Below are 22219 nucleotides of genomic sequence, written 5' to 3'. Positions count from 1 at the left end.
CCCGCCAAGGCAGGGCTTTATTTTCCTAATCAGCACTGTTGTGCTTAAAAAACAGCGCAATCAGAACGGGATATCATCATCGAAATCCATTGGTGGCTCATTGCCGCCTTGTGGTTGTGCTGCTGGTGCAGACTGGGCCGGACGTGAAGTCTGACCGCCGCTGAACTGGTTACCACCTTGTGGCTGCTGAGGTTGACCCCAACCACCTTGCGCCCCGCCGTCTTGTGGTGCACCACCACCTGCCGGAGCAGCGCCGCCCTGACGGCCACCCAGCATTTGCATGGTGCCGCCCACATTAACCACAACTTCTGTGGTGTATTTCTCAACACCAGCCTGATCTGTCCATTTACGAGTTTGCAGTGCGCCTTCAATATAAACCTGAGAGCCTTTACGCAGATATTCACCCGCCACTTCTGCCAGTTTGCCGAACAACACCACACGGTGCCATTCAGTTTTTTCTTTCTGCTCGCCGGTGGCTTTATCACGCCAGCTTTCGGAAGTGGCCAGGGTGATATTGGCAACAGCTCCGCCGTTTGGCATGTAGCGGACTTCCGGGTCTTGGCCCAAATTCCCGACCAAAATCACTTTGTTTACGCCTCTGCTGGCCATGTGAACTCTCCTGATGAAGTAAATTTTGTACAGTATAAACGAGTAAGTTTAACACGCTAACTGCTAAACGGCACAGTAGATCATAACTGCGAAATGTGTTGCAGTTTTATCATGACATCTGCCTTAATTGCACTCGAATACTGGATATCCATTCAGGTTTTTTTGTGTCATAATTATCCGTTTCGTACTGGCTGTGTCCTTTTTTGACGTTGCAAAATGCGTCTATACATTACTCAAAGTAATTGGAGTTGCAGGTAGGCGGCAAGCGAGCGAGTCCCTATGAGCTTACAGCCAGTAAGTGATTAGGGTGAGTGAACGCAGCCAACAACCCTACGGCTTCAAGTACGAAGAGTAAAAAAGGGCGCGGGAGAGGCTCAGTTTACATCCGGGAAGTGTTTGAATGGATAATATAGAAGTTCGGGGCGCTCGCACCCATAATCTTAAGAATATCAACCTGATTATCCCGCGCGACAAACTGATCGTGGTCACCGGTCTATCGGGTTCAGGCAAATCCTCACTGGCTTTTGATACCTTGTATGCCGAGGGGCAACGCCGTTATGTTGAGTCTCTTTCCGCCTATGCGCGCCAATTTCTATCGCTGATGGAAAAACCGGATGTCGACCATATTGAAGGTCTGTCACCGGCAATCTCCATTGAGCAAAAATCAACTTCGCATAACCCACGCTCGACTGTGGGTACCATCACTGAAATCCATGATTATCTGCGTTTGCTGTTCGCCCGTGTCGGTGAACCACGCTGCCCAGATCACGATGTTACGCTAGCCGCGCAAACCGTCAGTCAGATGGTGGATAACGTCATCAGTCAGCCGGAAGGCCGCCGCTTGATGTTACTGGCTCCGGTGGTAAAAGATCGCAAAGGCGAACATACCAAAACGCTGGAAGGTCTGGCTATGCAGGGCTATATCCGGGCGCGGATCGATGGCGAGGTGTGTGATCTGTCTGATCCACCGAAATTAGAACTGCAAAAAAAACATACCATTGAAGTGGTGGTCGATCGCTTCAAAGTGCGTGAAGATCTGGCTCAGCGTCTGGCTGAATCATTTGAAACGGCACTGGAGCTTTCTGGTGGTACTGCCGTCGTTGCCGATATGGACGACCCTCACGCCGAAGAGTTGCTGTTCTCCGCCAACTTTGCCTGCCCGATTTGCGGCTACAGTATGAGTGAGTTGGAACCACGCCTGTTCTCCTTTAACAACCCGGCGGGGGCCTGCCCAACTTGTGACGGCTTAGGGGTACAGCAGTTCTTTGATCCAGACCGTGTATTACAGAATCCAGAGCTGTCGCTGGCGGGTGGTGCCATCCGTGGTTGGGATCGCCGCAACTTCTATTACTTCCAGATGCTGCGTTCACTGGCAGATCATTATAAGTTTGATATCGAAACGCCATTTAACTCGCTCGATAGCGCGATACAGCACGCCGTTTTATACGGTTCTGGCAAAGATACCATTGAATTCAAATACATTAACGATCGGGGTGATACCACCGTTCGCCGCCACCCATTTGAAGGGGTGTTGCACAATATGGAACGTCGCTATAAAGAGACGGAGTCCAGTGCAGTACGTGAGGAACTGGCCAAATATATTAGCAATCGCTCCTGTGCTTCATGCCACGGTACTCGCTTGCGCCGCGAAGCGCGTTATGTGTTTGTCGAAAACACCACTCTGCCCGAGATTTCTGAACTGAGCATCGGCCACGCACTGACCTTCTTCCAAAACATGAAACTAAGTGGTCAGCGGGCGCAAATTGCTGAGAAAGTGCTGAAAGAGATTGGCGATCGGCTGAAGTTCTTGGTTAACGTCGGGCTGAATTATCTGTCGTTGTCCCGTTCGGCGGAAACACTGTCTGGTGGTGAAGCGCAACGTATCCGTTTGGCCAGTCAAATTGGCGCCGGCTTGGTGGGTGTCATGTATGTACTGGATGAACCGTCCATCGGTTTGCACCAACGTGATAATGAACGGTTGCTGGAAACATTGATTCATCTGCGCAATCTGGGTAACACCGTGATTGTAGTGGAACATGATGAAGACGCTATCCGCGCAGCCGACCATGTGATTGATATTGGCCCGGGTGCGGGTGTGCATGGTGGTGAGGTGGTGGCCGAAGGGACCGTTGAGGCCATCATGGCTGAACCTAAGTCACTGACCGGTCAGTTCCTTAGCGGCAAACGAGAAATCGCCATACCTGCGCAACGCGTGCCGGGGGACCCAACCAAAGTGTTAAAACTGATTGGCGCCAGCGGCAATAACCTGAAAGATGTCACGCTGACACTGCCGGTCGGGCTGTTTAGTTGTATTACCGGGGTTTCTGGCTCAGGTAAGTCAACGCTGATCAACGACACCTTATATTGTATCGCCCAGCGCCAGTTGAACGGCGCGACCAGCAACGAACCGGCGCCATTCCGTGAAATTCAAGGCTTGGAGCATTTCGATAAAGTCATCGATATTGACCAAAGCCCGATTGGCCGGACGCCGCGCTCTAACCCGGCGACTTATACCGGTATCTTTACCCCCATTCGTGAGCTGTTTGCCGGTGTTCCTGAATCACGTACCCGTGGTTATACGCCAGGCCGCTTCAGCTTTAACGTCAAAGGGGGCCGTTGTGAGGCCTGCCAGGGCGACGGGGTGATTAAAGTCGAAATGCACTTCCTGCCCGATATCTATGTGCCATGCGACCAGTGTAAAGGTAAGCGTTATAACCGTGAAACGCTGGAAGTAAAATACAAAGGTAAAAGTATCCACGAAGTGCTGGCGATGACTATCGAAGAGGCTCGCGAGTTCTTTGATGCGGTTCCGGCACTGGCGCGTAAGCTGCAAACACTGATGGATGTGGGCCTGTCCTATATCTGTCTGGGGCAATCTGCGACTACGCTGTCGGGTGGTGAAGCGCAACGGGTGAAACTGTCGCGTGAATTATCAAAACGCGGCACCGGTCAGACGCTCTATATTCTGGACGAGCCGACTACCGGCCTGCATTTTGCTGATATTCAGCAACTGCTGGCGGTGTTGCATCAGCTGCGCGATCAGGGCAATACCATTGTGGTCATTGAGCACAATCTGGATGTGATTAAGACTGCTGATTGGATTGTCGATCTGGGGCCAGAAGGCGGTAGTGGCGGTGGCGAGATTCTGGTCGCCGGTACACCAGAGACTGTTGCAGAATGCGCCGCGTCACATACTGCACGCTTCCTCAAGCCAATGCTGCAACGTAAGTAGAGCATCAATTAATCTATCAGCATCCAAAATCATTGGAGCTGCAGGTTGGCAACCCGTGAACAACAAATCAGCCAGGCCCAAGGATGGGCCAAATAATGAACCAGGCTAACAACCCTGCAACTCCAAGTACCAAGGGGGTATCAAACAGCCAGCTCCTGTCGCCTATGTTCCGGTAACCCCTGCAATACCAATTGATAAGAGCGGTCAATTAACGAGTAAAATTGTGAGTTCGGTAATTGTCCATCCAGAAACACCGTGTTCCAGTGCGCTTTATTCAAGTGTTCACTCGGCACGATCTCCGGATGTTGCTCTCGCAAACTCTCCGCCAACTCAGGGCTGGTTTTTACCGAAATAGAGGGCCGCCCACCAATTTCACCCACCATCGCAAACATCACATCGGCTACTTTAATCTGATTGGTCTGCCATTCCTCATGATCACTCTGCTCTGCCCCCGGTTTAGACATGCAGTATTCCAATAATGCTGAATTATTCATTGGGTTATCTCCTGTAATGGGCCAGTGCCGTCTAGCGAAAGGGCCTCATAGCGTATTCATTCCATCGGATACAGCAACATGCTGAAGTATTAGCTTGCACTTATAACAGAAGATTTACTGTGAGCGATGAATGATCATTGGGCATGGGTCTGCCACCTTATTTAGTATATTCTTTAATCGATTTACAGCCATTGGCGAAGAGCTAACCAGACAGGTTATGTAGATAAGTGACGGAAAGATGGTGGAAAAAATAAAGCAAAAAGGCGATATTTCTATCGCCTTAAACAGTTCGTCGTGTTAGATAACGCGATAACTAATTACTGTACTGCCGCAAACGCAGCCGCTACTCGCTGAACATTACTGTGGTTGACACCTGCCATACACATCCTGCCGCTGGCAATCAGATACACGCCAAACTCGTCACGCAGACGATCCACTTGCGCAGCACTAAAACCGGTATAGCTGAACATGCCACGCTGTTGCATTAAGTAATCAAAATTGCGATTGGGTAGTGCCGCCTTCAAGGCTTCCACCAACGTGCTGCGCATTTCAATAATACGCCGACGCATCTGCTCCACTTCAGCCTGCCATTGCGCCCGTAACTCGCTGTCATGCAGTACTTTTGAAACAACCTGTGCACCAAAGTTTGGCGGGCTGGAATAGTTACGCCGCACCGTGGCTTTCAGTTGCCCCAATACCCGACCAGCAGCTTCTTCACTTTCACATACCACGGAAAGGCCACCGACCCGTTCGTTATACAGAGAGAAGATTTTAGAGAAGGAGTTACTGACCAGACAGGGTAATTCCGCTGCCGCCATGGCTCGAATCGCATAAGCATCTTCATTCAGCCCAGCACCAAAACCCTGATAGGCAATATCCAGGAACGGGATCAGATCCCGGTCTTTAGCCACGCCAATAACCTGATCCCACTGTGCATTCGTCAGATCAGATCCAGTTGGGTTATGGCAGCAAGGATGGAGCAAAACAATGCTTCTGGCCGGTAACTGCTGCAACGTTGCCAGCATTTGATCGAATTTTACGCCCAGCTTGTCATTATCAAAGTACGGGTAGGTATTCACCTTAAACCCTGCGCCACTGAAAATAGCGACATGGTTTTCCCACGTAGGGTCACTGACCCACACCTGAGAATCTGGGAAATAGGAATGAAGGAAATCAGCACCCACTTTCAATGCACCGGAGCCACCAACAGTTTGGATAGTCGCTACTCGTTGCTGAGCCAGCATAGGGTGATCGCTGCCGAATAGTAGCTGCTGAATAGCAGTACGATAAGATTGCAGACCTTCCATCGGCAAGTAAACCGGTGTCCCATGTGGCTGAGCATTCAATTGGGTTTCAGCGGTATCCACTGCCTGCATTTGCGGGATCTCACCCTGCTCATTGTAATAAAGCCCGATACTCAGATTCACTTTATGTGCTCGGCTATCGGCTTTAAAACTCTCCATCAATGACAGGATCGGGTCACCTGCATAGGCATCAACATTTTGGAACACGGCGCTGCTCTCCTAGATTGATAATAATTGTCTATACCTTGATTAGTCAGCTTACCTTATTCCCCTAAATATTCCATCGCTACACGGGAGGTCAGCTTGGTGATCAATTCATAGGCACTGATACCGGTGTAAGCTGCGATCTTCTCAACCGGTAAATCCGCCCCCCACAACAGCACTTCATCACCGACTTTGTCGCTGCTATCTGGCCCAAGATCAACTGAAATCATGTCCATCGATACCCGCCCCACAATGTGCACTTCGCGGCCATTGACCCACATCGGCGTACCCGATGGTGCGCTGCGCGGATAACCGTCACCGTAGCCAATCGCCACCACACCCAGGCGCGTATCACGTTCACTGACCCAAGTTCCGCCGTAGCCCACGGGCTCACCGGCTTTATGTTCACGTACAGCAATCAGGCTGGATTTTAATGCCATCGCTGGCAGTAGACCAAAATGGCTGGCATAAGGTTCATCCAGCGGCGAAACGCCATACAGTATGATACCGGGACGAACCCAATCACGATGCGCTTGCGGCCACAGCAAAATACCGCCAGATGCAGCAATAGACTGTTTACCCGGTTTGCCAATAGCAAAGGCGTCAAAACACGCCAGTTGCTGGCGGGTAGTATCCACTTCAGGTTCGTCGGCACGACTGAAGTGGCTCATAATATTAACTGGCTGACTAACGTTGCCACAAGCACATAGCCGCTGGTAGAAGGCTTCGGCCTGCTCAGGACGGACGCCTAAACGATGCATACCGGTATCGAGCTTCATCCAGACATTGATCGGAGCAGGGAGATTGGCCGCTTCCAGCGCTTCTAATTGTTCAATACTGTGTACTGCGGTTTCAATCCGGTTAGCCACCAGAATAGGCAAGTCCTCTGCGGTAAAAAACCCTTCCAGCAGTAGAATAGGTTTTACAATTCCGCCAGAACGTAGCATCAGAGCTTCGCCGATGCGCGCGACGCCATAGCAATCGGCATCCTGCAAAGTATGTGCTGTTTCTAATAACCCGTGGCCATAAGCGTTTGCTTTCACAACAGCAATCAGGCGGCTTTGTGGCGCCATGCGCCGTACCTGATGCAAGTTATGTCGCAGAGCGCGGCGGTCGATTACTGCTGTTGCCGCTTTCATTTCTTATCCTTAATAATTGATGTTATACCCAAAGAACCTGGTGTTGCAGGTCGCCGGCCAGCGAGGGTTCCGCGTGAGTCATCGCCGCTAACAACCCTGCAGCGTCAAGGACTAAGGGGAAACTATTCGTCGTCGTACTGTGGACCGGCATAGTTATCAAAGCGCGACCATTGACCGTTAAATTTCAGCCGGACAGATCCGATCGGACCGTTACGCTGTTTACCCAAAATAATCTGCGCGATCCCTTTCTCATCACTGTTCTCGTGATACACCTCGTCACGATAGATAAACATGATTAAGTCCGCATCTTGTTCGATAGAGCCGGATTCACGTAAGTCGGAGTTAACGGGCCGTTTATCAGCACGTTGCTCCAAACTACGGTTAAGCTGTGATAACGCCACTACCGGGACTTGCAACTCTTTCGCCAGAGCTTTGAGTGAGCGCGAAATCTCGGCGATTTCCAACGTTCGGTTATCAGAAAGAGACGGCACCCGCATCAATTGCAGGTAGTCGATCATAATCAGACTCAAACCACCATGTTCGCGGAAAATACGCCGCGCGCGGGAGCGCACTTCTGTCGGTGTCAGACCGGATGAGTCATCGATGTACATATTGCGTTTTTCCATCAATATGCCCATGGTGCTGGAAATACGCGCCCAATCCTCATCATCGAGTTGGCCGGTTCGGATACGGGTCTGGTCAACATGTGACAGCGACGCCAGCATACGCATCATGATCTGATCGCCGGGCATCTCCAAACTGAAGATCAATACCGGTTTTTCCTGCATCATCGCGGCGTTTTCACACAAGTTCATCGCAAACGTGGTTTTACCCATTGATGGACGCGCGGCGACAATGATCAAATCTGATTTCTGTAAACCGGCGGTTTTTTTATCAAGGTCGGTAAAGCCGGTTGAAACACCGGTCACCCCATCATGGGGCCGCTGATAAAGTTGCTCAATTCGCGCGACCGTGGCTTCGAGGATTTGATCGACACTTTTCGGCCCTTCATCTTTACTGGCGCGGCTTTCAGCTATCTGAAACACTTTGGATTCAGCCAAATCCAGCAGATCTTCACTGCTACGCCCTTGGGGATCATAACCGGCGTCAGCTATCTCATTGGCGACCGAGATCATTTCACGAACTACCGCACGTTCGCGCACAATATCAGCATAGGCACCAATATTCGCTGCACTTGGGGTGTTTTTCGATAACTCTGCCAGATAGGCAAATCCCCCCACCGAATCCAGATCGCCTTTTTGCTCTAGCGACTCAGACAAGGTGATCAAATCGATAGGTTTGCTGTTTTCCAGCAAACGCTGCATTTCAGTAAAGATTCGGCGATGCGGGCGGCTGAAGAAGTCATTGCTGGCAACGCGTTCTGACACATTATCCCAGCGTTCATTATCCAGCATCAAACCGCCCAACACGGACTGCTCTGCCTCCAGCGAATGAGGCGGGAGTTTCAGCCCTTCCATCTGGCGGTCTCGTGGCTCTGTCATATTGTTGGTTGGTTTTTTTGCGGCCATGAAGAGTGTTCTTTACCTTTGTTGCGATAGGAAAATATCGAATAGAAAATATAACGGCCTAGTATATACACAAAGTAATTGGAGTTGCAGGTAGACCGCAAATGAATGGAGCTGATGAGTTCAGAAAGTTCGCTGATGAGGAAAAAAAAAACCGCCCACATTGCCGCACCGTCTTATTCGCAGAGGTAATAATATTCCCTATTACATATCGGTATTAGCCAGATCTTGGCACTCCGTGCAGAACCCTGTAGGGTGAAAATACACCTATCTATAGGAGCTACCATGGCAAAGCATATCCAATTCAGTACCACTGGCGGGCCGGAAGTGTTGCAATACCTTGACTTTACCCCTTCTGACCCTGCAGCACATGAAGTTCAGGTAGAAAACAAAGCGATCGGTATTAACTATATCGATACTTATGTTCGCAGTGGGCTTTATTCACCATCACAGTTTCCCAGTGGGTTGGGAACAGAGGCGGCGGGAATTGTCACTAAAGTTGGTTCGTCGGTTAACACAATCAATGTCGGTGACCGGGTGGTATATGCCCAATCAGCTCTCGGGGCTTACAGCGAAGTGCATAATGTTGCGGCAGAGAAGATTGCCATACTTCCTGACAACATCTCTTTCGAGCAGGCCGCAGCATCATTCCTCAAAGGGCTGACCGTCCACTATCTGTTGCGCCAAACCCACGAGATAAAACCGGGTGAGGTATTCCTATTCCATGCGGCGGCGGGTGGTGTCGGACTAATTGCTTGCCAGTGGGCGAAAGCGCTTGGTGCTAAGCTTATCGGCAGTGTTGGCTCTGATGAAAAGGCCGAATTGGCAAAAGCCTCTGGCGCCTGGGCCACGATTAACTATCGTACAGAAAATATCGCCGAGCGGGTGGCAGAGCTGACTAATGGCGAGAAAGTGGGTGTGGTGTATGACTCGGTTGGGAAAAGTACCTGGCTGGATTCGCTTAATAGCCTTAAGCGCAGAGGCTTGATGGTGAGTTTCGGTAATGCCTCCGGCCCAGTGACAGGAGTAGATCTTGCCATCCTGAACCAAAAAGGCGGGCTATATGTTACTCGCCCCTCCCTCAACACTTATGTCACCAATCGGCAAGAGTTAGCAAGTGCCAGCCACGAACTGTTTTCACTGATTGCTGGCGGAGCCATTAATGTCGATGTGGCAAAAGCACAGCAATTCCCGTTGCGTGATGCTCACCGTGCCCATCAAATCCTAGAAAGCCGCCAGACCACAGGATCCAGCTTGCTGATACCCTGAGTTGTTTGGCCATTCCTAAGGTAATATTGTTGAAAAAACAAAGGGCTCCGATTAGGGAGCCCTTCTTTACAACGCTTTCTTTGATGCACATGTAGGGGTACAGCAGCGTATTCTGTCAGAGCTAACTGCCGTTTATACGGCTATTTTTACCTCTGGCAGGGATGAAAATGCGATACCAAATCGTATCGGTTAGCATCCTAGCAAGCACGCCCGAGAAAAAATACGTTTTCCCTCTGATTCGCCCCACTAATCTTTCAGGCTGTGATCGCTACCGCAAGAAAGGGAAATTTTAGTAACGCCGGACTATCGGTTTCTGCATCGAACGCCATATCCAGACGGCCACAACCGCCAGAATCAACCAAGGTAGCAGCTTAATCATCATGACGAATAAGCCCCCTACCATCATAAAAGCAGCAGCCACCAGTAATGCAGCGAAGATCCCTAACAGGGAAATACCGGTTACCATCAGCATGATAAAAAAGCCGATAACAAAGAGAATTTCAAACATGGCTGGCTCCTTAATAATTGTGTATGTCCCACAACCACATCATTAAATATAACGAACAAATCGGGGATTTTATAAGAAGTATTACAAGAAGCATGCCAACTTTAACATATCAGCTAATTCATTGAATTTAATGATTAAGTAATATTAATACCTACCAGAAAAATGGATAGGCATGGTCAATTTGACTAACTTATAGCTAATTTACTATTCTATTATACTCAAAGTAATTGGCGTCGCAGGTAGGCAGCAAGTGAACGCATCCCGATGAGCTTACACAGTCAAGTGATTTGGGTGACAAATCTGCCGGGAGCAGATTTGAACGCTGCAAGCAGCGGCCTCGCCTTGCGAGGCCCACCGGATGGGCCGAGTAACTAGCGTAGCTAACAACCCTGCGACTTCAAGGACGAAGGGTATAAGGCCGAGTGACCAGCGCTAAGGCTTGCTCTACTACAACAACGCCAGCACCAGGCTTATGGGCATTTTCGCTTAGATGGCGACGCCATTGACGCGCACCAGGAATTCCCTGAAAAATCCCAAGAATATGCCGGGTGATGTGGCCCAAATAAGCGCCGCGAGACAACTCCTGTTCGATATAAGGATAAAGCGCTTCAATCGCCTTAATGCTATCGACCACTGGGGCATTTACATCAAATAGTTCGCGATCCACTTGGGTCAAAATGCTTGGATTTTGGTAGGCTTCACGGCCCATCATTACCCCATCAAGATGTTTAAGATGCTCTTTGGCTTCAGCCAGCGTTTTCACACCACCATTAATGGCAATAGTCAGTGTTGGGAAATCACGCTTGAGCTGATAAACCCGCTCATAATCCAGCGGTGGCACTTCACGGTTCTCTTTCGGGCTAAGCCCTGAGAGCCAGGCTTTGCGAGCATGAATGGTAAAGATATCGCATTCGCCACGGTCCGCCACCGTTTGCACAAACTCGCATAAGAACTCATAGCTATCCAGTTGGTCAATGCCGATACGAGTTTTAACGGTGACAGGAATAGAAACCACATCGCGCATAGCTTTAATGCAGTCAGCGACCAGTTCAGCCTCATCCATCAGGCAAGCGCCAAAACGACCATTTTGTACCCGATCAGACGGGCAACCCACATTTAGGTTTATTTCATTGTAGCCGCGTTGTTCAGCCAATTTGGCACAATGGGCCAGCGCCTGCGGGTCACTGCCTCCAAGTTGCAGTGCCACCGGATGATCCTGTTCGCTATAAGCCAGATAGTCAGCTTTACCATGAATAATGGCACCGGTGGTGACCATTTCGGTATATAACAAGGTCTGCTTGGTTAACAAACGATGAAAATAACGGCAATGACGATCGGTCCAATCGAGCATCGGCGCGACGGAAAAACGTTGTAGAGGGTAGTGTGGCTTATTGGCCGGGGTGCTGGAAAAAGTCTGGGCTGCGTGCATTTACGGTGATTTCATCGGTTATTATTTCATCAAATACCCTTTAAAGTTGCCCGCCGAGCGAACCCTACAAAGGGATGGAATGAGTAATTATACCATAGAAGCTGACCATAGCTGCCTGTGTGATAATTGAACTCTACGACTGATCGTTCTGTCATCGAATCCTGTGAATTAACAAAAGTGTGATACCCACCTTCCCCTCGTTTTTTCACCTATCGGCGATTAACGCTAAATATGGTAAAATCATTTCAATTCAAATGCTGCGGGATGGATATCATGAAACCTATCGATGAGGAAAAGCTGCTGGCTCAGGCTGAAAGTCTGTGTCAACAACGTAACGTCCGGCTGACACCGCAACGTCTTGAAGTACTACGCTTAATGGCACAACAACCTGGCGCAATCAGTGCCTATGACCTGTTGGATTTGTTGCGTGTGTCTGAGCCACAAGCCAAGCCTCCAACTGTTTATCGCGCATTGGATTTTTTGCTGGAGCAAGGGTTTATTCACCGCGTCGAGTCAGCTAATAGTTATGTGCTATGTCATCATTTTGAAGAGCCAACCCATACTTCAGCGCTATTTATCTGTGATCGGTGCAAAATAGTCACTGAACGCACCACCGTGGGCATTGAAGAGGCATTGTCACAGTTAGCAAAACAATCAGGTTTTGTGCTGCGTCACAGTGTGGTTGAAGCGCACGGTTTATGTGCTGAATGCGGGGAAGTTGAAGCATGCGAAAGCCATGAGCATTGTGACCATGACCACTCTATTGTTACTAAAAAGAAATAGCTGCGTACCTAATTGAAGTTGTAGCAATGTTAGCTGCTCTCCAATTACTTTTGCCTTATACCCGTCATACTTCAAGCTGCATGTGTGTTGGCTGCTCTCAATAACCCGAATCACTTACTCATGTAAGCTCATCGGGATTAATGAGCCTCATCCTTGAGGCTCACCCAGCGGGCTAGCATAAATGCTGTACAAATCGGTTACCGCCTTCCTGCAACTCGAATTATTTAGGGTATAGATAGAGATCCCTGGTGGGTATATATCGGTTAGCAAAAAGTAGACTGCCGCGAGCAATGCGACAGGGTAATAATTAATAATAAGGCACGTCCTTGTGCAGATGTAGATATAAATACAGGTGAGCTAGAATAGCTTTTATTAAAATAACCTCACCGCTTCAATATAATTGGAGTTGATACACCAATAACTAGACGGGGTTGATTAACAATGCATATTCTATGAAACGAGAGACCCGATTAATTTATATCAATATCAGTTTAATTCCATTTAATGCTGTTACCAGCGATATTTGCTGTGGTCTTCCCAGGCTTTGACTTCTTTCTCGGCTTGCTCTTTCTGATAGCCGTATTTCTCCTGGATTTTACCCACTAGCTGGTCACGCTTACCTTCGATTACCGTTAAGTCATCGTCAGTCAGCTTGCCCCATTTTTCTTTCACTTTACCTTTAAACTGCTTCCAGTTACCGTCGGCTTGATCTTTATTCATAATATCTCCGTTACCTTGGGATTAGTCAGTTTATTTAATTCAATACGATAAACGTTCTCTATTGATAAAAACAACCACATTTAAATTAGTCACTCACAGTCATAATTTAAAATTAAACTTCGTTGTTTCGCTTACCGTACGAATAATTATAGCAGAGGATACTAGCAATTAAAGTCAGGATAATATTAATCACTGAGATTATAGCTATAAAGTAAAAATAAGCACTGATATTATTCAGTTAAAACAGTAGGTAATAACTTATTGTCGGAATCGTCTCAATCTAAATAACTTTTCCATACTTGGAGCTGTAGCAGGCTAGCTGTACTTGTTACTTGGCCCCTTCCCAGACATCACCTCTGAGAGGCCGCAGCAAGCAGCATTCAAATTTTCTCCCCGCAGATTTGTCATCCAAATCATCAACTTGTCGTTAGCATTGATCGGAATTAGCGAGCTTCTTTGCGGCTGCCTGCCTGCAACGTCAATTAATTTGGGCGTCTGAATCGTTTAATGGGGTCATTAATAATAAAAAGCCGCTCCTGAGCAGGAACGGCTTATCAGTTCAATATAAAACGCTAATGTTAGATCCAGTCACCATTACGGATAACACCGACGGCCAATCCTTCAATGGTGAAGCTTTGTTCGCGCAGATCGACAATAATCGGTTGGAACTCACTATTTTCTGGCAAAAGCTGTACGATATTACCTTGTTTTTTCAAGCGTTTTACCGTCACTTCATCATCAATTCGTGCCACTACAACTTGCCCGTTACGCACATCTTGCGTTTTATGCACCGCTAATAGGTCGCCATCCAGAATACCGATATCTCTCATCGACATCCCATTAACCCGCAACAGAAAATCTGCACTCGGTTTAAACATTGATGGGTCTACTTTGTAGTGCCCTTCGATATGCTGCTGTGCCAGCAAAGGTTCACCTGCGGCAACCCGACCAATCAGTGGCAGGCCATCTTCTTCTTCCATCAGCAAACGAATGCCACGGGAAGCGCCAGAAACAATCTCAATGACGCCTTTACGGGCCAGTGCTTTTAAATGCTCTTCAGCGGCGTTAGGAGAGCGAAACCCCAGACGCTGCGCAATTTCGGCACGGGTCGGTGGCATGCCGGTTTGCGCTAAGTGATCGCGAACCAGGTCATAAACCTCTTGCTGTCTGGTAGTAAGTGCTTTCATTCCGCCCCCTGTTTGTTTATACAGTCTTGCTGTGAGTATATACAGGTAAGCGGGTGTTGGGAACCAAAGAGTGAATAAAAACAGGGATTAATCACAGCTTATTTCTGCGGCATTGTTCGTCATAACATTAACCGGCATGCTGCCAAAGTACGGTTATCCAAACAAATAACGCTAACAAGATAGCGAGGAATACCGCCGCGGACCCCATATCTTTGGCGCGGCCCGATAGCTCATGGAACTCACTGCCAATCCTGTCCACTACCGCCTCAATCGCACTGTTAATGACTTCGATAATTATCACTAAAACCACGCTACCAATTAATAAAAGGCGTGCGATAGCATCTACATCCAGCCAGAAGGCCAGTATGATAGCGATTATGGCAGCAACAGCTTCCTGACGAAATGCCGCTTCGTTTTTCCAGGCAGCCGTTAAGCCTTTCACAGAATAACCGGCCGCTTTATAGACTCGGGCCAGCCCTGTTGATTGATTCGCCATGTTTTATTGCCTTTATCTTAAGTTAATGATGATTTTTGCCGCTTTCTGTTGTCTTATCACCACAGATCTCAAAACCAGTTTCTGGTATCCTTGCGACGAATTGCTAACAAGAGGCTTCATGTAGTTATGTCAGGTTGGCGTAAAATATATTATAAGTTATTGAATTTACCACTTAAAATGTTGGTAAAAAGCAAGGTTATTCCGGCAGACCCTGTGACTGAGTTAGGGCTAGACCCCTCTCGTCCTATTCTGTACGTTTTGCCTTACAATTCTAAGGCTGATTTGCTGACTTTGCGAGCGCAGTGTCAAGCACAAGACCTGCCCGACCCATTGATTCCATTGGAAATCGATGGAGTGCAACTGCCCAGCCATGTGTTTATCGATAATGGCCCGCGGGTCTTTCGCTACTACGCGCCTAAACAGGAATCGGTAAAGCTGTTCCACGACTATCTGGATTTGCACCGCAATAATCCCGAGTTAGATATCCAGATGTTACCGGTTTCCGTGATGTTTGGTCGTTCGCCGGGGCGTGAAGGCCACGGAACACCCCATCTGCGCGTGCTTAACGGAGTGCAAAAATTCTTCGCGGTATTGTGGCTGGGTCGCGATAGTTTTGTGCGTTTCTCTACCACAGTTTCACTGCGCAGGATGGCCAGCGAGCACGGTACCGATAAAACTATCGCCCACAAACTGGCTCGCGTAGCGCGGATGCACTTCTCCCGTCAACGCCTGGCAGCGGTTGGCCCTAGTCTGCCTGCCCGGCAGGATCTGTTCAAAAAGTTGCTGACATCAAAGGCGATTGAAAAGGCCGTCGTCGATGAAGCGCGGACCAAGAAAATCTCCCATGAGAAAGCACAGCAAAATGCCATTACGCTGATGGAAGAGATCGCAGCCGACTTCTCATATGAAGCCGTGCGCCTGTCTGACAGAGTATTGAGCTGGACGTGGAACCGTTTGTATCAAGGTATTAACGTCCATAATGCAGAACGGGTGCGGCAGTTGGCGCAAGATGGCCATGAAATCGTCTATGTGCCTTGTCATCGCAGCCATATGGATTATCTGCTGCTCTCCTACGTGCTTTATCATCAAGGGCTGGTGCCGCCGCATATTGCCGCTGGGATTAACCTTAACTTCTGGCCTGCCGGGCCTATCTTCCGCCGTTTGGGCGCGTTCTTTATTCGTCGCACCTTTAAAGGCAACAAACTCTATTCAACGGTTTTCCGCGAGTATTTAGGTGAACTGTTCACCCGTGGTTATTCAGTTGAATACTTTGTTGAAGGAGGCCGCTCACGTACCGGCCGCCTGCTGGAGCCAAAAACTGGCACACTGTCGATGACCATTCAGGCGATGTTGCGTGGTGGCTCACGTCCAATCACTTTGGTGCCGATTTATATCGGTTACGAACATGTGATGGAAGTGGGTACCTATGCCAAAGAGCTGCGTGGTGCGACCAAAGAGAAAGAGAGCCTGTTGCAGATGCTGCGGGGCTTGCGTAAGTTGCGTAACCTCGGTCAGGGCTATGTCAACTTTGGTGAACCGATCCCGTTGACCACCTATCTGAACACCAATGTACCGCAATGGCGTGATGCCATTGATCCGATTGAAGCTCAGCGCCCAAGCTGGCTGACACCGGCGGTAAATGATTTGGCCGGTAAGATCATGGTGAGAATAAATAATGCGGCAGCAGCGAATGCCATGAACTTGTGTTCTACCGCATTGTTAGCCTCACGTCAGCGTTCACTCACCCGCGAGCAGTTGCTTGAGCAACTTGATTGCTATCTGCAACTGATGCGTAATGTGCCTTATGCGAAAGATGTCACTGTGCCGGATAAAACACCGGAAGAGTTACTTAATCACGCCTTGAATATGAATAAGTTTGAGGTGGAGAAAGACAACATTGGTGACATTATCATCCTGCCACGGGAACAAGCCGTGCTGATGACCTATTATCGCAATAATATCCAGCACTTACTGATGCTACCGTCACTGATAGCCAGCATGGTGATGTACCACCGCCGCATTACCCGTGACGAATTGTTGCGCCAAATCAGTATGATTTATCCGATGTTGAAAGCTGAACTGTTCCTGCATTACAGCAAAGAGCAGTTACCACAGACGCTGGACACGCTGATAGATGAACTGGCCCGCCAGCAGTTGATTTGTGACAAAGGGACCGAACTAGTGCTTAATCCGGCCCGAATTCGCCCACTGCAATTACTGGCCGCCGGTGTGCGGGAAACCCTGCAACGATACGCGATTACCCTGTCGCTGCTCAGTGCCAATCCGAGTATTAACCGTGGAGCGCTGGAGAAAGAGAGCCGTATCATGGCGCAGCGATTGTCTGTTCTGCACGGGATTAACGCACCAGAATTCTTCGATAAAGCGGTATTTTCAACACTGGTCGGTACCTTGCGTGAAGAGGGATATATCAGTGACAGTGGTGACGCGGTTCAGGAACATACGTTGGAAGTTTACAATATGCTGAGTGCGTTGATGACGCCGGAAGTGAAACTGACTATCGAGAGTGTCAGTATGCCAGCCGAAACCAGCAATCAACGGCCAGAATCCGAGGCAGAGGATAAATCGGAAGATTGATTCCTCAAGCCGCTAAACAAAAATGGCCGGATTCATCATCTGGCCATTTTTTTGACTGTTTTCCAGAAACGTATTTACTGCCAATAACTAATCAGAATCCCTAAAAACAACACCAGCCCTACGTAATTATTATTCAAAAACGCACGGAAGCAGGCGTCGCGGTCACGCTGCACAATCATCTTTTGTTGGTGGATAAACAAGGCACCCGCCAGCAGGATTGACCAATAGAATGCGCCGCCCAACCCCATCAGCCAGCCGATAGCAACCATCAACACCAGTGTAGCCAGTTGCAGTAAACCTATAATCAGCTTGTCATGTTGACCAAATAAAATCGCCGTGGACTTAACTCCAATTTTCAGGTCATCGTCGCGATCAACCATTGCGTATTGCGTGTCATAAGCGACGGTCCAGCAGATGTTCGCCAGCAATAACAGCCAACAAACCAAGGGTAAGCTCTCACTCACCGCAGCGAATCCCATCGGAATTGACCAACCAAAAGCTGCGCCTAATACCACTTGGGGTAGATGAGTGACCCGCTTCATAAACGGATAAATCCAGGCTAACGCCAGTGCTGCCAATGATAACCAAATGGTCATGCTATTAAGGGTTAACACCAGACCAAACGAGAGCAGTACCAAAACGACAAACAGGATTTTGCTCTCTCGTTCACTGATAATGCCACTGGGTAACGGGCGGGATGCGGTGCGTTTTACAAAGCCATCAATATTTCGGTCAGCATAATCATTGACGACACAACCAGCCGCACGCATAAAAAACACACCCAACACAAACACAATCAGTATTTTGGTTTCTGGGATACCCTGCCCTGCCAGCCATAATGCCCACAGCGTCGGCCACAATAGCAATAACGAGCCAATAGGCTTATCAATCCGCATTAAACGGCAATAAGCCTGCCATTTGGTCTGAACAGTACTTCCCTTCAATTTATCCATCTCCAAAATCTTACTACGGCTTAAACCGAATACAGTGGCGAGGCCGGTAAAAAAACTTCCGTCAGTAACAGGGGTTTGCCTGACAGACGCAGCAACGAGCGGCGCGCCCAAAGTTCATTCTGCCGCCCTACTTGAATATAATCACGGCTTAAATTGTCCCCACCAAATAAATAGCGCCCGAGTGGGAGGGTGCCCAAATCCACCAGCGCCCTATCCGGCCCAGACAGTGTCTGCTCGGGGATAACCGTGCGACCAAGCAGCCAAGGCTCATTATCACCACACAAAATGATTTCCCGCAGCCAATAGCGTTCGCTTACAGGTAAGTGCTCCGCATCTTCCCCTAACTCATTACGCGTAATAAAGCATTCTCGCTGGGGTTCGACATGAACCCGTTGGCAATGCTGCTCAAAACGCCGGGTCATCGACCCCAACTCCATCAACCAATCAGCGATAGCAGTTGGTAAATTCGGCTGCTCAATGGCACACCATTGGATAGGTTTTATAATTGATGCATCGCCGGTAGACATGCAGTTTGCTCCCTGCTGGGAAGAAAATATCGCCCCCCGCTAATTCGTAGATAAGGGGGCATTGTAGCGCAGATTAGCTCCCCAGCGACATCAGGTTGCTTTTTTTAATACGGCTAACAAACTAAACTCTTCAATATGTTCAAAGATAAATCCAGCCCGCATTTTTATACCCCGATCTGGCTTGCCACTGTTCGGTTCACTTAGTGAATAATACCCATCCTCAGCATCACCGAAATCGATAGGGTAGAAAGTGTTGGTTTTTTCATCATATAAAACATTATTAAAATTCAAGTCATTATGGATGATATTGCAATAGCCTAAATTGTCCAGCATACGTAAAAAGCTTTCCTTCGCACCTGGCGGGAAAACTTTAGTATTAATCTCTGCCAACGTTTTGCCTGGCACTCGGTACATTCTTATATAATGTATATCACCCTTGCTAATTAACTCCGCAGCGCCTTCGCCGTAGTATCGATTAAAAAACTCAACTTCTTTCTTGAATACCTTATCTATAAGGTATGGATCTTTCGTACCTATTTTCTTGAGAAGAAAACCGGGGTTATTGGCATCAAGATAGATTTCAGCTGTCAATCCGCTGCCAATTTTCTTGCCTAATTTAATGGCAGGATTAAATTCAGGATTAGTCGCTTTTGATAGCGTTGGCCCGCCCCCTGGTAACCTGCCCTGCCGGCTAAATTCAGGGCCTTGTTTCAAGACAACACCCACGTCCTTACCGGTGGTTAAGTCGACTTCCCAATAGGTCGCGCCGCCCCCCTGTCTGACCCAAGCTTCACGCATTCCACCAGAGACGAGTGGATCTTTTAGCTCAACCCATTGCACTTCAACTGGCTTTCCAGGCGGGCTTGGTATCGTCTGACGCGTTGGTATCACTTCGCCTTCCGCAACCGGCAAACGGGAAGGTATAACAGGCCGTGACGGAGGAGCCAAAGGACCCGATGGCTTTACGCCCAGTGGCGAATTTTCAATCAATTTCACCCCGCGTTCCATTCCCCTGAGCTGACCCGCCTCCATCACCATAGCCACCATACCCGCTGCCATATTTTCATTTTCGTTACGGGAACGCGGACCTTCGACTCTGGCGATAGTACACATCGGGTTAGGTAGTGGGAGTTTACACACCCAACTCTCTTCTAACGATGTCCAGGCCGTGCGCCAAAAACGCGAATTTTCAGTTTCTGGCCGATAGTCCTTGGCAAGGGCATTGATTTTATCTTGTAGCGCACCACTCTCTGGCCGCTGACCTTTCTCAATTAATGTTTTGATTGCCTGAGAGCGAACTGCCGGATGCGATTTTATCCACTCATGATATTCAGTTTTTTTCGCATCTAGCGTCTTATAAACATCAATCGACCTACCGTTCTTACCAGGCATCGACATATTGGCGACAAAGCGATTGCTTGCATCCCGACGCCGTTTAAATTCATTAACAGGTGAATCATTTTGCTTATGCGGGTCGCTATAACGGTAATAATAAGCTCTGGAATCATCGACTTTTTCCACCCCAGCCTCTGTCAGGATCTCTCTTATCGCCTGATCGTCATCAAAAGCGGCGGGAAGATGGCGATAGGCTAGACGCATATCGAGATAAGCGAGTTGTCGCTCTATTTTTTCTTGCGCTGTTTTATAAAGTCGATAATGCGCCAAAATATATAAGGGGTGGCTTTGCTCAGTAAGTTGAGCCAGCGATTTAAGGTCCGATACAAATCTTTCATGTTCCACGTCAATGGCTGTACCGGCAACGACGTTGTCTACCATTAGATTTATTCTATTAAAGGTGACTTGAGCTGACTCAGACAAATGGGACACATCGATTGATCCGGCTATTCTTTTGATGACACCAGCCGTTTGCTCTACGGTCAGAGGCTCGACTTCATTAGATTGGCTGAAGTGAGATAAGAAGATTGCCGTCGGACTGTAGCGCGCTCCACCGCTCTTATGTAATTGCTCTTCTTCCTGAAGTAATAATGTATACAGTTGCTCGGTATTCTTATCTACCAACTCATCAAAAGCCCTACCTTGCAATTGATAATGTAACTTAAGTGTAGTTTTGAGCGAAAACGCCAAACTGCCTACTGCGTGTTCGAAATCGATAAATTGAGTGAAATCCTGTTGGCTACAGGCATCAAATCCAATCTGTCCGCATCCGGTTAAAATCATTTCCCCCAATTCCAGCGACTCCTTTTTCAGATAGCTGCCCTGGGCATTTTTCGGTGCAAATCCATTAGCAAGATAGGCCTCTGGTGCTTGCAATATCGTAGGCTGAGCATCCATCCCTTCATGGATAACCCTTAACACCCTGGCCGCTCTGGAAACCGCTAGTTCCGGCGAATCTAGATGCTCCAGCCCCCAATCGTTTAAATCCGCAGTGGAAATTCCTGCTGTTTCACCATAGCGATTGCCATAATGGGAATGGTTATAAAGTATCGCCGCCTGAAGCTTGGTCTCTTTATTTTCAGGCCGATAAACTGCCATGGATAATTCAGCCAGCGTGGGCTGATACTCTTGATTCAACCACCAGGCAAGACTCAGGGCGGCGAGTGGCGTCAGTTTTTCTGCTGTGGATAGTGTCAGGCTCTTTTGGCATAACTTAAACAGGATATCCCGCTCCAGGCTGATAACACGAGCTTTTTCATACCCTTGAGCCGCGGTTAACCCAGGCCTTAAATGTGATAAATCATCTAAACTATTTGCAGACTCCAATCCCTCTACAGCATGGAGTTGTAGATAAAAATCCACAATTCGCCCGACTCGGGCGTCACTGATTGCTGGAAATTGTTGCGTCCACGTTTTCTGATCCAGGACTCTGGTACTATCAATTAACTGCATCGCCTGACTGAAAACAGGATCCGACGTCGAACTTACATTGGGCAGCTCTTGTGCCATCTTTTCTAATAACTCATGGTCTCTTGCCGTCACCTTTAATGGCAATATCTTCTCTTCCTGAAGGGATGTAAACTGAGCCATGATAGAACTCATAGTTAACAATGAAAGATTATCTTCTGTGATCGGCGGGGCCCACGGTTGCGCCATAAATGGAATCGGCCACGACTGTAGCGTGGCCGATAGGCAGAGTTGGTTTTCCTTCGGCATCAATAGCACCTTAATTTGAATGGATAAACAATAAACCGTCATTCAATTTATGATATCGGCGCAAGCTCAATCGCATGCCTTTTAAATTCTCATTTAATCTTTTTCTTTCTAGCAAAAAACTAAATAAGTGAGT

Annotated in this window: 17 protein-coding genes; 4 read left to right on the top strand and 13 right to left on the bottom strand. The window is 48.4% G+C overall.

Translation table 11 applies throughout. The annotated features are described in order from the left end of the window. Nucleotides 1-60 precede the first annotated feature (60 nt). The gene (locus tag A6J66_019000; GenBank protein PNM26060.1) at nucleotides 61-609 is read right to left on the bottom strand and encodes a single-stranded DNA-binding protein; all 549 of its coding nucleotides are present in this window, start codon (nucleotides 607-609) and stop codon (nucleotides 61-63) included. Nucleotides 610-1009: 400 nt separating this feature from the next. Here A6J66_019000 and A6J66_018995 point away from each other — a divergent pair, with 400 nt between their 5' ends. Next, on the top strand, nucleotides 1010-3841 hold the full coding sequence (locus A6J66_018995) for an excinuclease ABC subunit UvrA (protein PNM26059.1): 2832 nt from the start codon (nucleotides 1010-1012) through the stop codon (nucleotides 3839-3841). A gap of 140 nt (nucleotides 3842-3981) precedes the next feature. On the opposite strand, the gene A6J66_018990 is transcribed toward A6J66_018995, so the two are convergent. From A6J66_018990 to A6J66_018975, 4 genes are all read right to left on the bottom strand, one after another. Next, nucleotides 3982-4335, bottom strand: a complete 354-nt coding sequence (locus A6J66_018990) for a hypothetical protein (GenBank protein PNM26058.1) — start codon at nucleotides 4333-4335, stop codon at nucleotides 3982-3984. A 317-nt stretch (nucleotides 4336-4652) separates the two neighbouring features. Continuing rightward, nucleotides 4653-5846, bottom strand: a complete 1194-nt coding sequence (locus A6J66_018985; protein ID PNM26057.1) for an aspartate/tyrosine/aromatic aminotransferase — start codon at nucleotides 5844-5846, stop codon at nucleotides 4653-4655. A 56-nt stretch (nucleotides 5847-5902) separates the two neighbouring features. Then, nucleotides 5903-6982 (bottom strand): alanine racemase, encoded by a 1080-nt coding sequence (gene alr / locus A6J66_018980; protein ID PNM26056.1) that lies wholly within the window; start codon nucleotides 6980-6982, stop codon nucleotides 5903-5905. 122 nt (nucleotides 6983-7104) lie between these two features. Next, nucleotides 7105-8511: a replicative DNA helicase DnaB gene (locus A6J66_018975; protein ID PNM26055.1), complete on the bottom strand. Its 1407-nt coding sequence runs from the start codon at nucleotides 8509-8511 to the stop codon at nucleotides 7105-7107. Nucleotides 8512-8793: 282 nt separating this feature from the next. Here A6J66_018975 and A6J66_018970 point away from each other — a divergent pair, with 282 nt between their 5' ends. Then, a complete protein-coding gene (locus A6J66_018970) occupies nucleotides 8794-9777 on the top strand; it encodes a quinone oxidoreductase (GenBank protein PNM26054.1) in 984 nt (327 codons plus the stop codon). Between the two features lie 289 nt (nucleotides 9778-10066). Here A6J66_018970 and A6J66_018965 read toward each other — a convergent pair whose 3' ends face one another. Both A6J66_018965 and A6J66_018960 read right to left on the bottom strand, forming a co-directional pair. Next, nucleotides 10067-10285, bottom strand: coding sequence for an envelope stress response protein PspG (locus tag A6J66_018965; GenBank protein ID PNM26053.1), 219 nt, complete (start codon nucleotides 10283-10285; stop codon nucleotides 10067-10069). Nucleotides 10286-10682: 397 nt separating this feature from the next. Next, entirely contained in the window at nucleotides 10683-11714 is a 1032-nt protein-coding gene (locus tag A6J66_018960) for a tRNA dihydrouridine(20/20a) synthase DusA (GenBank protein ID PNM26052.1), read from the bottom strand. A gap of 273 nt (nucleotides 11715-11987) precedes the next feature. Between A6J66_018960 and A6J66_018955 the strand changes: the two genes are divergently transcribed. Then, nucleotides 11988-12497 carry a transcriptional regulator Zur gene (locus A6J66_018955; GenBank protein ID PNM27078.1) on the top strand — a complete coding sequence of 170 codons (510 nt, stop codon included), beginning with the start codon at nucleotides 11988-11990 and terminating at the stop codon, nucleotides 12495-12497. A gap of 510 nt (nucleotides 12498-13007) precedes the next feature. Here A6J66_018955 and A6J66_018950 read toward each other — a convergent pair. From A6J66_018950 to A6J66_018940, 3 genes are all read right to left on the bottom strand, one after another. After that, nucleotides 13008-13217, bottom strand: a complete 210-nt coding sequence (locus tag A6J66_018950) for a CsbD family protein (GenBank protein PNM26051.1) — start codon at nucleotides 13215-13217, stop codon at nucleotides 13008-13010. 578 nt (nucleotides 13218-13795) lie between these two features. Beyond that, nucleotides 13796-14404 (bottom strand): LexA repressor, encoded by a 609-nt coding sequence (locus A6J66_018945; GenBank protein ID PNM26050.1) that lies wholly within the window; start codon nucleotides 14402-14404, stop codon nucleotides 13796-13798. Between the two features lie 127 nt (nucleotides 14405-14531). After that, nucleotides 14532-14900 carry a diacylglycerol kinase gene (locus A6J66_018940; protein ID PNM26049.1) on the bottom strand — a complete coding sequence of 123 codons (369 nt, stop codon included), beginning with the start codon at nucleotides 14898-14900 and terminating at the stop codon, nucleotides 14532-14534. Nucleotides 14901-15026: 126 nt separating this feature from the next. Here A6J66_018940 and A6J66_018935 point away from each other — a divergent pair, with 126 nt between their 5' ends. Continuing rightward, nucleotides 15027-17495, top strand: a complete 2469-nt coding sequence (locus A6J66_018935) for a glycerol-3-phosphate 1-O-acyltransferase PlsB (protein ID PNM26048.1) — start codon at nucleotides 15027-15029, stop codon at nucleotides 17493-17495. A 74-nt stretch (nucleotides 17496-17569) separates the two neighbouring features. Here A6J66_018935 and ubiA read toward each other — a convergent pair whose 3' ends face one another. From ubiA to A6J66_018920, 3 genes are all read right to left on the bottom strand, one after another. Next, the gene (gene ubiA / locus A6J66_018930; GenBank protein PNM27077.1) at nucleotides 17570-18439 is read right to left on the bottom strand and encodes a 4-hydroxybenzoate octaprenyltransferase; all 870 of its coding nucleotides are present in this window, start codon (nucleotides 18437-18439) and stop codon (nucleotides 17570-17572) included. Nucleotides 18440-18468: 29 nt separating this feature from the next. Next, a complete protein-coding gene (locus A6J66_018925) occupies nucleotides 18469-18975 on the bottom strand; it encodes a chorismate lyase (protein ID PNM26047.1) in 507 nt (168 codons plus the stop codon). Nucleotides 18976-19065: 90 nt separating this feature from the next. After that, nucleotides 19066-22086, bottom strand: a complete 3021-nt coding sequence (locus A6J66_018920) for a hypothetical protein (protein PNM26046.1) — start codon at nucleotides 22084-22086, stop codon at nucleotides 19066-19068. Nucleotides 22087-22219 lie beyond the last annotated feature (133 nt).

This window comes from Yersinia enterocolitica, assembly GCA_002082245.2.
Taxonomy (GTDB): domain Bacteria; phylum Pseudomonadota; class Gammaproteobacteria; order Enterobacterales; family Enterobacteriaceae; genus Yersinia; species Yersinia enterocolitica_E.
The sequence above is the reverse complement of the archived record's forward strand: the minus strand, read 5'-3'. Positions and strand labels throughout refer to the sequence as shown.

Coding starts and splice junctions, on each gene's coding strand:
- A6J66_019000 (PNM26060.1), bottom strand. CDS start 609: ATGGCCAGCAGAGGCGTAAACAAAGTGATTTTGGTCGGGAATTTGGGC.
- alr (PNM26056.1), bottom strand. CDS start 6,982: ATGAAAGCGGCAACAGCAGTAATCGACCGCCGCGCTCTGCGACATAAC.
- A6J66_018975 (PNM26055.1), bottom strand. CDS start 8,511: ATGGCCGCAAAAAAACCAACCAACAATATGACAGAGCCACGAGACCGC.
- A6J66_018940 (PNM26049.1), bottom strand. CDS start 14,900: ATGGCGAATCAATCAACAGGGCTGGCCCGAGTCTATAAAGCGGCCGGT.
- A6J66_018955 (PNM27078.1), top strand. CDS start 11,988: ATGAAACCTATCGATGAGGAAAAGCTGCTGGCTCAGGCTGAAAGTCTG.
- A6J66_018965 (PNM26053.1), bottom strand. CDS start 10,285: ATGTTTGAAATTCTCTTTGTTATCGGCTTTTTTATCATGCTGATGGTA.
- A6J66_018960 (PNM26052.1), bottom strand. CDS start 11,714: ATGCACGCAGCCCAGACTTTTTCCAGCACCCCGGCCAATAAGCCACAC.
- A6J66_018925 (PNM26047.1), bottom strand. CDS start 18,975: ATGTCTACCGGCGATGCATCAATTATAAAACCTATCCAATGGTGTGCC.
- A6J66_018920 (PNM26046.1), bottom strand. CDS start 22,086: ATGCCGAAGGAAAACCAACTCTGCCTATCGGCCACGCTACAGTCGTGG.
- A6J66_018970 (PNM26054.1), top strand. CDS start 8,794: ATGGCAAAGCATATCCAATTCAGTACCACTGGCGGGCCGGAAGTGTTG.
- A6J66_018995 (PNM26059.1), top strand. CDS start 1,010: ATGGATAATATAGAAGTTCGGGGCGCTCGCACCCATAATCTTAAGAAT.
- A6J66_018935 (PNM26048.1), top strand. CDS start 15,027: ATGTCAGGTTGGCGTAAAATATATTATAAGTTATTGAATTTACCACTT.
- A6J66_018990 (PNM26058.1), bottom strand. CDS start 4,335: ATGAATAATTCAGCATTATTGGAATACTGCATGTCTAAACCGGGGGCA.
- A6J66_018950 (PNM26051.1), bottom strand. CDS start 13,217: ATGAATAAAGATCAAGCCGACGGTAACTGGAAGCAGTTTAAAGGTAAA.
- A6J66_018945 (PNM26050.1), bottom strand. CDS start 14,404: ATGAAAGCACTTACTACCAGACAGCAAGAGGTTTATGACCTGGTTCGC.